Below are 12775 nucleotides of genomic sequence, written 5' to 3' on the forward strand. Positions count from 1 at the left end.
CACCGACGAACAGGGCAGCCATGCCGACGGGACGGCACCGACAGCAGGGCAGTACGGGGGGCAGTACGGGCAGGACGGGCAGCACGGGCAGGGCGGGCCGGCAGGGCGCACGCCGCCACCGCCGTCCGCCGGGAAGGCGGGCCGATGGGCACGGGCAGGAACACGGGCAGGAACACGGGCACGGGCCGGGAGACGGCACAGGGCACGCACGCGCCGGGCAGCCGGCACCGGACCCTCGCGACGGTGTGCCTGCCCGGCGCACTGGAGGAGAAGCTGCGGGCGGCGTCCGGCGCCGGCTTCGACGGGGTCGAGCTGTTCGAACCCGATCTGCTCGGCTGTGCGCTGGCGCCCGAGCACGTGCGTGCGTTCTGCGGCGCCCTGGGACTCGCCGTCGACCTCTACCAGCCCCTCGGCGACTTCGACTCACGGGACCCGGCCCGCTTCGCCGACAATCTGCGCCGTGCCACGGCCAAGTCGGAACTGACCGCGCGACTGGGCTGCGACACCCTCCTGGTGTGCTCCTCGACGGCGCCCGACGCGGCCGAGGAGACCGACCGGATCGCCGAGCAGCTGCATCAGCTGGCGGCGCGCGCCGCCGACTCCGGGCTCCGGGTGGCCTACGAGGCCCTCGCCTGGGGCCGGCACGTGAACACCTGGCAGCGCGCCTGGGAGATCGTCCGCGCCGCCGGGCACCCCGCGCTCGGACTGTGCCTGGACAGTTTCCATGCGCTGACCTCCCGCACCGGTGACACCTCGGGCATCCGCCACATCGACCCGGAGCGCCTCTTCTTCGTCCAACTGGCCGACGCGCCCCGGCCGGAGGAGGGCCTGCGCCGGTGGAGCCGGCACCACCGGCTCCTCCCCGGCCAGGGCGAGCTCGACGTGGCCGGCTTCCTCGCGGAGGCCGACGCCGCCGGCTACCGGGGGCCGCTCTCCCTGGAGGTCTTCAACGACGTCTTCCGCCAGGGCAGCGGAGTGCAGCTCGCGCGCGACGCCATGCGCTCCCTGCTCGCCGTCGGGGACGCGGCGTACGTGGGACACCCGGGGCGCGCTGCCGACGCGGGGGAGGGGCCGCAGCGGGGCGGCCGGACCGTACCCGCGGCGCCGGAACCCGTCGGGCACGGATGCACCGTGCTGGCGGTGGACGACCGGGCGGGGCCGCGGGCCGCCGCCGTCCTGCGCGCCCTCGGCTTCTCGCACACCGCGGCCCACCGCACCGAGCCCCTGCGGCTGTTCGAGCAGGGAGCGGCCCGGGTGCTGCTGGACGGTTCCGGCGGCGGTGCCGCGCCGCACACCGCGGCCGGTGCGCGGCTCGTCGCCTGCGAGCTGACGAGCGCGGCACCCGAAGCGGCGCTCGCCCGGGCCCGTGCGCTGCTCGCCCCCGTGGCGGCGGCCGGGCGGCCCGAGGACGCCGGGGAGCCGGCGTCCGTCGTCGCGCCGGGCGGGCTGCTGGTGCGGTTCCGCTCCACGGCGGACGCGGAGCGCCTGCCGGACGGCTTCGTCCCGGCCGAGGAGGGGCCCGTGCCGTCGGCCGGCCTCACCCGCACCGACCATCTCGGATTCGCCCTGCCCTTCGACCGGTTCGACGCCGCGGTGCTCTTCTGGCGCACCGTGCCCGGCCTCGTACCGCAACCGCCGACGGAGGCCGCCACCCCGGCCGGTCCGCTGACCGGGCGGGTGCTGGCCGCGCCGGGACGTGGGCCCGCCGGGGTGCGCCTGGCACTGCAATCGATCCGGCGCGGCCCGGGTGCCGGGTCCGCCGCGCCGTACGGGTTCCAGCGCGTCGCCTTCGCCTCGGACGACATCTTCGCCACCGCCGTCGCGCTGCGCCGCGCGGGCGCTCCCGTGCTGCCCGTGCCCGTGAACCACCACGACGATCTCGACGCGCGCCTGGGGCTGCCGCCCGCGCTCTCGTCGGCGCTGCGGGACCACGCGGTGCTGTACGAACGGGACGCGGCCGGGGCGTACTTCCGGCTGTGCACGCCCGCGTTGGGCGGCCGGGTGTCCCTGGAGGTCGTCCAGCGGGTGGGGGAGTACCGGGGATGCGGCGCCGCGCAGGACCCGGTCGTCACCGCGGCACTGCTGCGGTACGGCGCGCTCGTGTGAACGGGCGGCACCCTTATTCCTCCCCTTCCGCGTGACCGTTTTCCGCGCCCCGCACGGAATTCGCCCTTCCGCCGCCCGGGTCCGGCGGAGGGAGGAAAAGGAACGCCTCCGCACGTCGGCTCGCCCCTTCCTCCGGCCGTCGCGCGACGAGGGGTTTTCCGGTGGAATGCGGCATGCGTGCCCGGCGGCTCCGCCCCGTCCCCGGGAACGGGCCGCACGCGTCGTGCCGTCGGGATGGTCGCCCGGTTTCCGTCCGGTTTTCCCGGTCGTCGGGAAGGGGTGATTGCGTCGGCAGAAAGGTGGAGCGGTGCCCGGTGTGTGCAGGCCGGGCAAAAAGCTGCGGAAGGCGCGGTGCGCGGGAATCCCGGTGAACTCCACTTGCCGCCCCCGGTATCTCCCCAGCGGGAAGCATACGGCGTCCCGGAGATTCCGCTTCCGGGCTGTTCCGCGGGCGGCGTCGCTCAGCTGGGGCGGGGGGTGCCGGCGGGTTCGGTCTCCGTGGCGCCGGGATCGTCCTCGTCGCCGGTGGCCGCCGTCTCCCGTTCCCCGGCCGGCTCGGTGGCCGAGCCGGCGGCCCGGTGGGTCAGCCGGACGCCCCGCACCGAGGGCAGGCACAGGATGAAGGCGTTGGCCGCCAGCTGCCAGCACACCCCGACGGCCAGCACCGCGGAGATGCTGGTGTGTTCGGCCACCGGTCCGGCGAGCGCGAGGCCGAGCGGGCCGATGGAGTAGGCGCCGAAGGACACATAGGACATGACGCGGGAGAGGGCGTCCTGCGGCACGTGCTGCTGAATGGTGGTCATCCACAGCGCGTTGAACACCGAGTTGGCGACGCCTGCGCTGAGCGCTCCCGCGCACACCACGACGAGCGGCGCCTGGGCGGCGAGGGCGGCGGAGGGCGCGGCCCACAGCACGGTGACCAGCGTGGTGATCAGCAGCGGGCGGTTCGGACGCCTGCCCAGCAGGAACAGCGCGCCGAGGATGGAGCCGGCGCCGTAGACGGACACGATCGTGCCCCAGGAACTCGCCCCGGTGTAGGTGGCGTCCGCCGCCGCGGGCCCGAGGACCAGATAGGGCGCCCACACCACGAAGTTGAACATGGTGAACTGGAGCGTGACGATCCACAGCCACCGGTGCCCGGTGAACAGGCCCCAGCCCGCCCGGAGTTCGCTGAGCAGGCCGGGCGTGGAGGCGGCCCGGGACTCCGGTACGCGCAGACGCATCAGGAACAGGGCGCACAGGGCGTAGGTGCCGGCGTCCACCAGCAGCACGGTGGCCGGCGAGACCAGCGTGACGAGCAGGCCCGCGAGCGCCGGTCCGGCCACCGAGGCCACCGAATTGCCCAGCCCCAGCATGGTGTTGGCGTCCGGCAGCCGCGGGGCGGAGACGACATGCGGGACGAGTCCGTCGAAGGAGGGCTTGAAGAACGCCTCGCCGACGCCGCCGAGTGCGGCCAGCAACAGCAGCTGCCACAGCTGTGCCGAGCCGGTCATCAGCAGCACGGCGAGGCTGCCCTGGGTCAGCGCCCGCAGCCAGTCCGAGCACAGCATGATCATGCGTCGGGGCAGCCGGTCGCCCAGGATGCCGCCGCCCAGCAGGAAGACGACCATCGGCACGATGCGCGCGGCCATCACGAAACTCAGGTCGGAGAGCGACCCGGTGGCCTCCAGCACGGCGAAGGAGAGCGCGACCGTCGCCATCGAGGTGCCGAGCATCGACGTCGTGTAGCCGGCGAAGAAGATGCGGAAGTTCGCCTCGCGGAGAACTTCCAGGCGTCTCAGGGCCCCGCGCACGGGAGGACTCGGACGGGTCGCCATGTGTGCGATCGCTCCTCGGGATCGGTGGGGGGCGCGCGGAGGGGCGCTCAAGCCGAACGTCCTTGTACCACGCGGCAGATGACCTTCGCGAGTGGCTTCGGGCGGAGCCACGGAATCCGGAACGAGAGGTGCCCGCGCGGAGACGGAAGCCCTGGTGGGGCCCGTTCACAAAATCCGGGCAGGCGTCCGGTTTGGGGGCTGTGGGGGATGGGCACGCTTTCCGATCGGGCCTGGCCCCGCATATGTCAGCGGGAACGGCCGCTTGACATGCCGTCCGGGTCACGGTTTTCTGATGCAGCTCCATTTTCGCCACTGTCACACGAGGAACCGAGCGGGGTGAGCGCGCTCTGCGCTCGCCGAATTCCATGCTATTTCACTGAGTAATTCCTATTGCTCTGTCACGGTCCGCGGGCGGTCGTCCCACAAGGATGGCGCCGGTATTCGACGGTGCAGTGGAGGTGTGGCTTGACTTCCCCGGAGACGGGCCGGCACGACGACATATGGCAGGCGGTGCGGAAAGCCGCCGAGAAACATCCCGACCGCATCGCGCTCAGCGACGGTGCCGAGGAAATCAGCTACGGGCGGCTCGTCACCGAGGCCGCACGCAGGGCCGCCGCGCTGCGCGCCCGCGGCCTGGCGCCCTCCGAGCCCGTCGCGCTGTGCGCCGGCCGCTCGGTGGCACAGGTGCTGGCCGTGCTCGGTGTCCTCGCGGCCGGCGGGGCCGTCGCCCCGTTCCCCGCGCACCAGGCCGCCGGAGCCACCCGGGAGGCGATCGCCCGGCTCGCGCCCCGGCTCGTCCTCGGCGACAAGGACGCCCGCGCCCTGCTGCCCGAGGCGCTCCCGCTGGACACCGCCGCCGATCCGGGAGCCGGGTCCGGAGCCGGTCCCGCCGCCGGGCCCGGTCCCGCCGCGGGGCCTGCGGAGGCGGACGGCCTCGCCTATGTGCTGCACACCTCCGGCTCCTCGGGCCGGCCCAAGGCCGTGCACGTGCCGCACTCCGCGGTACGCAACCGCTTCGCCTGGGGCCAGTGCCTCTATCCCATCGGGCCCGGCGACACCGTGCTCTACGCCGGATCCCTCGTGTTCGACTGCCAGATGTGGGTCGTCCTCGCGCCGCTGTGCCACGGCGCGACACTGCTGGTCGCCCCCGAGGGTGCGGAGGCCGAACCGCACCGCGTCGCCGAACTCGCCCGGCGGCACCGCGTCACCGTCATGCACTTCGTCCCGTCCCTGCTGCGGGAGTTCCTCGCCGCCGGCGCCGGGGACGGACTCGCGGGGCTGAGGTATCTGCTCGTCGCCGGGGAGCGGCTGCCCGGCGAACTGGCCGGCCGGGTCCGCGCCGCGACCACGGCCCGCGTCATCAACCAGTACGGACCCACCGAGGCGTGCATCGACGTCCTCAACCACGAGCTGACCGCGCGGGACGCCGAGGCGGACGCGGTGCCCATCGGGCGGCCCATCACCGGGGTGCGCGCCGTGGTGCGCGACCCCGAGGACGGAAGCCCCGTACCGCCCGGCGGCACCGGCGAACTGCTCCTCGGCGGGGTCTGTCTCGCCTGGGGATACGGCGAAGCGGCCGGGACCGCGGCGCGGTTCGTCCCCGACGACGATCCGGCTCACCCCGGCGAACGGCTCTACCGCACCGGCGACCTGGTCCGCGACCGGGGCGACGGCGTCCACGAGTTCCTCGGCCGGGTCGATCACCAGGTCAAGATCCGCGGCGTGCGGGTGGAGCCCTCCGAGACGGAGCACGCCCTGCTGCGGCACCCCGGCGTCGCCCAGGCCGCGGTGGTCGCCGTGCCCGACGAGTCGGGCGACGCCCGCCTGGTCGCCCACCTCGTCCCCGCCGGTCCCGCCGTCCCCGACGGCTCCGGCAGCCCCGACGGCCATGGCGCCGCCGGCGGTTCCGAGCGTGCGCACGGCAGCGTGCCGTCCTCCAGCGAACTGCGGACCTTTCTGCTGGACCGGCTGCCGCCCGCCGCGCTGCCCGCCGTCTACCACGCGCACACCGCGCTTCCCCGGCTGAGCAGCGGCAAGATCGACCGGCTCGCCCTCGCGCGGCTGCCGGAGCGCGAGGCGTCCGCCCCGCCGCGGCCCGCGCACCTGCCGCCGCGCACGCCCACCGAGGAGGCCGTGGCCGGACTGTGGCGGGAGCTGCTGGCCACCGGCGAACTCGGCCGCGCGTCCGACTGGTTCGAGCTGGGCGGCCAGTCCCTGGTGACGATGCGGATGCTCGCCCGGATACGCCGGAGGTTCGGGGTCCGGCTGTCCGCACGCACGGTGTTCGCGGCACCCACCGTCGAACGGTTCGCCGCCGCCGTCGACGAGGCCGCCGGAACGACGGCCCCGGCGGGCGCCGCCGCCCGCACCGGCGGGGAGGCCGGAAACCCGGCGGACAGCACGAACACCGCGGACCCGGCGGACCCGGCGAACACGGTCGGTACGGTGCGGCCCGGGGGCCCCGGTGGCTCGCGCAGCCCGGGGAACCCGGGCGGTTCCGATGGCTCCCCGAGTCCGGGCGGTCCCGGAGGCTCCCCGAGCCCGGGCGGCTCGGGCGGTCCCGAAGGGGCGGCGGACCCAGACGGCTCGCGCAGCCCGGGAGGCCCGGGCGGTCCCGAAGCCTCCCCGGGGCCGGGCGGTCCCGAAAACTCCCCGAGCCCGGGCGGTCCCGATGGCTCCCCGAGCCCGGGCGGCTCGGCCGGTTCCGAAGGTGCAGAGGTGCCGGGCGGCTCGCCCCGCCCGGCCGAACGTGGCGCTCCGGACGGGCAGTTCGTCGCGGCTCGTCCGGACGGTGCCGGCGGCTCCGTCGGCCCGGCGCGTGCCCCAGGCGGTTCCCGTGCCCGGCGGTGAGCCGGCCGGCGGCGTCCGGCTCACCGTCCCCGGCCGGTACAACGGGCCCGCCGACTCCGCGCAGGGCGGCATGGCGTGCGGCATGCTCGCCGCTCTGGCCGAAGAACACCTCGGGCCCCGGGTCGCGGTGACGCTGCACGCGCCACCGCCGCTGGACACCCCGATGGAGCTGCGCCCGGCGGGCCGCCGGTACGGCCTCTACGACGGGGACCGGCTCGTCGCGCTCGCCGGTGCCGTCGCCCGGGAGCTCGCGCCGCCGCCCGAGCCGGTCGCGCCCGAGGCCGCGCGGGCGTGCGCCGAGCACTTCACGGGCGAGGACGGGCACCCCTTTCCCGACTGCTTCGTGTGCGGGCCCCGCCGTGCCGACGGGCTCCGGCTGCGTCCCGGCCCCGTGCCGGGGCGGCCCGGCACGGTCGCCTGCCCGTGGCGCCCCGGACCGGACGACTCCGGGCGCGTGCCGCCCGCACTGGTGTGGGCGGCGCTCGACTGCCCCGGCGGCTGGGCCGACGACCCGGTGCACCGGCCCATGGTGCTGCACCGGATGGCCGCGCGTGTCGAGCAACTGCCGTGCCCCGGCCGGGAGTACGTGCTGACCGGCCGCGTCGTGCGGCGCGACGGGCGCACCACCGAGAACGTCACGGCGCTGTACGACGCCGCGGGCGCCCTGCTCGCCCGGGCCGCCGCCACCTGGATCGCGGTCGGCCCGCCCACCGGAACCCTGGCCGAAACAGCTGTGGAAGGGACACCAGCGTGACCGAGCACCAGCACGCGGACGGCGCCGCCGGCGAGGACCCGGAGCCGGTGCACGCCCTCTTCGCGCGGCAGGCGGCTGCGACCCCGCACGCCCCCGCCGTGGGCACCCGGGACGACCACCTCACCTACGCGCGACTGGACGCCGCCGCCGGGCGGCTCGCCCACCATCTGCGCGGACTGGGCGTGCGCCCGGGCGACGCCGTGGCCGTCACCATGGAGCGCGGCACCGCGCTGATCACCGCCCTCCTCGCGGTCCTCAGATGCGGCGGCCGGTACGTCGCCGTCGACCCGGACGAACCCGCCGAGCGCGCCGCCGGCATGCTCGACACCGCCCGGGCCCGGCTCGTCCTCACCGGGCCGGGCGGCGCCGGGCGGTTCCCCGGCCGCGACGTCGCCGAACTCGACCCGACCGGCGCCGAGTACGCCGCGCTGCCCGTCGCCGCACCGCACCCCACCGACCCGGAGGCCCCCGCCTACACGGCGTTCACCTCCGGCTCCACCGGTGTGCCCAAGGGGGTGACGGTGCCGCACCGGGCGGTGGTGCGCCTCGCGTGCGCGGGCACCGGCGCGGACGGTTTCCTGCCGCTGGGCCCGGACGACACCGTGCTCCAGCTCGCGCCCGTCGCCTTCGACGCGTCCACCCTGGAGATCTGGGCGCCGCTGCTCAACGGCGCCCGGCTGGTGCCGTACCCCGAGCCGCGCCCCGAGCCCGACGCCGTCGTCGCCTTCGCCGCCGAGCAGGGCGTCACCGCGATGTGGCTCACCGCCGGCCTCTTCCACCAGGTCGCCGAGCGGGACCCGGCCCGGCTGGCCGGGCTGCGCCACCTCCTCGCGGGCGGCGACGTCCTCTCGCCCGTGCACGTCGGCCGGGTGCTGGCCGCGCTGCCCGGGCTGCGGCTGGTCAACGGCTACGGCCCCACGGAGAACACCACCTTCACCTGCTGCCATGTGATGACCGAGCCGCCCGGCGGCGCCACCGTGCCCATCGGCACCGCCGTGCCCGGCACCCGCACCCACCTCCTGGACGCCGCGCTGGAGCCCGTGCCGGACGGCGAACCCGGCGAGCTGTACACCGGCGGGCTCGGGCTCGCGCACGGCTACGCGGGCGATCCCGCGCTCACCGCTCAACGCTTCGTGCCGGACCCCTTCTCGTCCGAACCCGGCGCCCGGCTGTACCGCACCGGCGATCTGGCCCGGGCCCTGCCCGGCGGCGCGCTGGAGTTCCTGGGACGCTCGGACGCGCAGGTCAAACTGCGGGGGTTCCGGGTGGAACCGGGCGAGGTGGAGGCCGTGCTGCGGCGCCGCGACGAGATCGGCGACTGCGCCGTCGTCGTGCAGGGCGAGGGCGCGGCCAAGCAGCTCGCCGCGTTCGTCGTGGCCGAGGAGCGCGTCCGGGTGCCCCGGCTGCGCCGCCGGCTGGCCGAGCAGCTGCCCGGCTATCTCGTCCCCGCCACCTTCCAGCAGCTGGACGCGCTGCCGCTGACGGAGACCGGCAAGGTCGACCGCAGCACGCTGGCCAAGCAGCGCAGCCGCAGGCGGCCGGAGTGCGACGCCGAATTCCGGCCCCCGGAGGGCGGGTTGGAGCGCGACCTCGCCCGGGTGTGGGCCGACACCCTCCAGTACGAGGAGGTCGGCGTGGACGACGACTTCTTCGAGCTGGGCGGGCACTCGCTGATGGCCACCCAGATCACCGGCGAGATCGCCGAGACCTACGACGTGCTGGTCACGGCCCGCGCCTTCTACGAGCGTCCCACCGTGGCCGAACTCGCCGCGTACATCGCCGAGCAGCTGCCGGACGGCGCCCCCGCAGACAGCGACCCGGGAGGGGACCGATGAGACTCACCCGCCCCGCGCAGACACCCGCGCTCGACCCGGCGGAGACCGACCTCGCCGACCCGCGGCTGTACGCCACGGGCGACCCGCACGCGATCTGGCTCACCATGCGCGAACACGCGCCCGTGCTGCGCCAGACCCTCGCCGACGGCCGCTCCTTCTGGTCGGTGGTGCGCTACCACGACGTCAACGACGTGCTGCGCGACCACACCCGCTTCACCTCCGAACGCGGCACGCTGCTGTCCACGCTGGCCGTCGACGACCCGGCCGGCGGCAAGATGATGGCGGCGAGCGACCCGCCCCGGCACACCGCGCTGCGCGAGCCGCTGTCCCGGGCCATGTCGATGCGCGCCATGCGCCGCTGGGAGCCGCGGATTAGGCAGATGGTGCTCCGGCTGCTCGCCCCGCTCGCCGAGGGGACGCCCTGGGACCTGGCCGAGGCCGCCGCCTCGTTCCCGATGGCCTTCACCGGCACCCTGATGGGGCTGCCCGAACCGGACTGGCCACGGCTGACCCGGCTGACCTCGATGGCCGTCGCGCCCACCGACAGCGAGTTCCAGGAAGGCCGCGGCACCCTCGTCGCCGCACACCACGAGCTGTTCGAGTACTTCGCCGACCATCTGCGCGCCACCGCGGGCACGGCGGACGACTCCCTCGTCGGCTTCCTGCGCGGCATGGAGATCGAGGGCCGGCGGCTGCGCCAGGACGAGATCGTCTACAACTGCTACAGCCTGCTGCTGGGCGCCAACGTCACCACCCCGCACGCGATCGCCGGCACCGTGCTGGCCTTCATCGAGGAGCCCGGCCAGTACGCCCGGCTGACGGCCGATCCGGCGCTGCTGACCCGCGCCGTCGAGGAGGGGCTGCGCTGGTCCTCGCCCGCCAACCACTTCATGCGCTACACCAGGCGTGAGACCGAGCTGAGCGGGGTGCGCATCCCCGCGGGTGAGGCCGTGGTCGCCTGGCTCGGCTCGGCCAACCGCGACCGCCGGGTGTTCGCCGAGCCGTTCGCCTTCGACGTCGGACGGTCGCCCAACCGCCATGTGGCCTTCGGCTTCGGCCCGCACTACTGCGTCGGCGCCCCGCTCGCGCGCGTCGCCCTGCGCATCCTGTTCGAGGAAATCGTCGCCAACGTCGGGCAGTTCGAGCAGGCCGGGCCCGTCGAGCACCTGGCGTCCAACTTCGTCGCCGGGATCAAACATCTCCCGGTCACGGCCCGCCTCCTGGACGGCGCCGCCGAACGGCTCGGCGCGGCACACGCCGCGGGCGGGCCGCTCCCCGAGGCCGTGCTGTGACCCCGGACCACCACCCCCGACCCGAGGTGTGCGATGGCTGAGCCGAAACGCCCCCGCAAATGGCTGCTGCGCAGCCCCGGAACCGAGGCGCCCGCCCGGCTGTTCCTGCTGCCGTACTCCGGCGTCGGCGCCTCGATGTACAACCGCTGGCCGGAGCGGATCGGCCCCGCCGAGGTCTGCCGGATCCAGCTGCCCGGCCGCGAGAACCGGGTACGGGAGGAGCACTACGGCACCTACCCGCAGCTGGCCGGGCAGCTCGCCGAGGCCCTGCTGCCGTACCTGGACCGGCCGTTCGGCTTCTTCGGGCACTGCGGCGGCGCCCTGCCCGGCTTCGCCACGGCACTGCTGCTGGCGGAACGCGGACTGCCCACCCCCTCCTGGCTGTTCGTCTCCTCCCAGGTCGCGCCGCACCTCGGCCCGTACGGCCGGTTCCTGTCGCTGTCCGATGACCAGCTGCGGGACGAACTGCGGCAGATGGCACGGGAGATGGGCGGCGACGAGCCGCAGCCCGACATGATCGAGCTGGGTATGCGGGTGCTGCGCGCCGACCTCGCGGCCAACCGCGCCTACCGGCTGCCCGCCCCCGTACAGCTGCCGTGCACCGTGCACACCCTCTCCTGGACGGACGACCACGAGATCCGCCCCGAGCAGATGACCGGCTGGGACGCCTATGCCGCCCCCGGCCGCTTCCGCACCAGCCTGCTGCCGGGCGGCCACTTCGCCTTCCTCCAGGCGCCCGAGGCGCTGCGCACGGCCCTCGCCGGCACCATGACCGAACAACCGGAGGCCGCGCCGAACCCGGCGGCCGGTATCGAGGAGCACGCATGACGACCGCCGGCGGCAGCGGCGCCGACAGCCTCGCCCACGCGTCCCCCCACCCCGACGACGCCGGGGACCCCGACCCGTACGCCAACTACGCCTGGCTGCGCGAGAACGCGCCCGTCAGCGAGATCTACGCGCCGCACCGCTCGGGCCGCACCTGGCTGGTGACGTCCTACCCGCTGGTGCGGGCGGGGCTGGCCGACGCCCGGCTGAGCAACGACGACCGCAACTCGGCCGATCCGCCGGCGCCCTTCGGCAGCGGACAGTGGGACCCGGCACGCGGGCTGCTCGACCTCGACCGGCCCGAACACACCCGGCTGCGCCGTCTGGTGGCCGGCGCGTTCAGCGCGGGAGCGGTGAGCGCCATGCGGCCCATGGTCGAGCGCGTCACCGACGAGGCGCTGGAGGCGGTCGCCGGGGAGGGCCGCTGCGACCTGGTGGAGTCGTTCTCGCTGCCCGTCCCCGTCGCCGTCATCCACGAGGTGCTCGGCATACCGGAGGACGAACGCGAAGCGCCCGCCCGCTGTGTGGAGCTGTTCCACAAGGCCAGCCTCACCGACCCGCCCGACCTCGGCGCGCTCGGGGAACTGCTGGACTACACCCGGCGGTTGGCCGTCCGTATGCGCCGCCACCCCGAGGCCGTCGGCGCCACCCTGGTGCGGGGTCTGGAGACGGGACAGCTGCGGGACGAGGACGAGCTGGCCGCGATGATCCTCTCCGTGCTCGGCGCCGGCCACATGACGACCGTGCAGTTCCTCGGCGCCGCCGTCCACCGGCTGCTCCAGCATCCCGGCCAGCTGCGGGCCGTGCTCGCCGGCGAGGTCGCCTGGGCCGGTGTCGTCAACGAGATCCTGCGTTACGACTCGCCCGTGCAGAGCTCCGTCCACCGCTACGCCACCGAGGACCTGGAGCTGGCCGGCGAGCACATCGCCCGGGGCGACACGGTGGTGCTGTCCCTGGCCGCCGCCAACCGCGACCCGGAGTTCGTCCCCGAGCCGGAGGAGTTCCGGGTGGACCGTCCGGTGCGCTCGAACCTCGCCTTCGGACACGGCGCCCATCTGTGCCTGGGCGCCCATCTGGCCCGGCTGGAGGGAGAGGTCGCGCTGCCCGCACTCTTCGCCCGGCTGCGGGATCTGACCCTCGCCGTTCCCGCCGACCGCGTCGTGTGGACCTACGGCCCCACACTGCGCGGCCCGCGCGCTCTTCCCGTCACCTTCCGCCCGGCGCACTGAACACCGTGCCGGCCAGGCCGCCGCCGGCCGTACCCGGCCCTCACCGTCCGCCCACCCGACCCCGCGG

General features: G+C 75.2%; 8 protein-coding genes. 7 read left to right on the forward strand and 1 reads right to left on the reverse strand.

All coding sequences use genetic code 11. From position 1 onward, the window contains the following. Positions 1-144: 144 nt before the first annotated feature. Entirely contained in the window at positions 145-2106 is a 1962-nt protein-coding gene (locus SCA03_RS04935; RefSeq protein WP_086815629.1) for a sugar phosphate isomerase/epimerase and 4-hydroxyphenylpyruvate domain-containing protein, read from the forward strand. 461 nt (positions 2107-2567) lie between these two features. Here SCA03_RS04935 and SCA03_RS04940 read toward each other — a convergent pair whose 3' ends face one another. Further along, on the reverse strand, positions 2568-3923 hold the full coding sequence (locus SCA03_RS04940; protein WP_086815630.1) for an MFS transporter: 1356 nt from the start codon (positions 3921-3923) through the stop codon (positions 2568-2570). A 465-nt stretch (positions 3924-4388) separates the two neighbouring features. Between SCA03_RS04940 and SCA03_RS04945 the strand changes: the two genes are divergently transcribed. The 6 genes from SCA03_RS04945 to SCA03_RS04970 are packed head-to-tail and all read left to right on the forward strand — an operon-like array spanning position 4389 to position 12708. After that, positions 4389-6773 (forward strand): non-ribosomal peptide synthetase, encoded by a 2385-nt coding sequence (locus SCA03_RS04945; protein WP_158102299.1) that lies wholly within the window; start codon positions 4389-4391, stop codon positions 6771-6773. Beyond that, a complete protein-coding gene (locus SCA03_RS04950; RefSeq protein ID WP_086815642.1) occupies positions 6760-7527 on the forward strand; it encodes a hypothetical protein in 768 nt (255 codons plus the stop codon). Before SCA03_RS04945 ends, SCA03_RS04950 begins: the two co-directional genes overlap by 14 nt. Next, positions 7524-9362: a non-ribosomal peptide synthetase gene (locus SCA03_RS04955; RefSeq protein ID WP_230988484.1), complete on the forward strand. Its 1839-nt coding sequence runs from the start codon at positions 7524-7526 to the stop codon at positions 9360-9362. Before SCA03_RS04950 ends, SCA03_RS04955 begins: the two co-directional genes overlap by 4 nt. Then, entirely contained in the window at positions 9359-10654 is a 1296-nt protein-coding gene (locus SCA03_RS04960) for a cytochrome P450 (RefSeq protein WP_086815632.1), read from the forward strand. The genes SCA03_RS04955 and SCA03_RS04960 overlap by 4 nt, the downstream gene beginning before the upstream one ends. 33 nt (positions 10655-10687) lie before the next feature. Continuing rightward, complete coding sequence (locus SCA03_RS04965) at positions 10688-11482, forward strand: thioesterase II family protein (RefSeq protein WP_086815633.1); 795 nt, start codon at positions 10688-10690, stop codon at positions 11480-11482. Next, positions 11479-12708, forward strand: a complete 1230-nt coding sequence (locus SCA03_RS04970) for a cytochrome P450 family protein (protein WP_086815634.1) — start codon at positions 11479-11481, stop codon at positions 12706-12708. The genes SCA03_RS04965 and SCA03_RS04970 overlap by 4 nt, the downstream gene beginning before the upstream one ends. The last annotated feature ends 67 nt before the right edge of the window (positions 12709-12775 follow it).

Origin of the sequence: Streptomyces cacaoi, from assembly GCF_006539165.1 — a bacterium.
Lineage (GTDB): Bacteria > Actinomycetota > Actinomycetes > Streptomycetales > Streptomycetaceae > Streptomyces > Streptomyces cacaoi.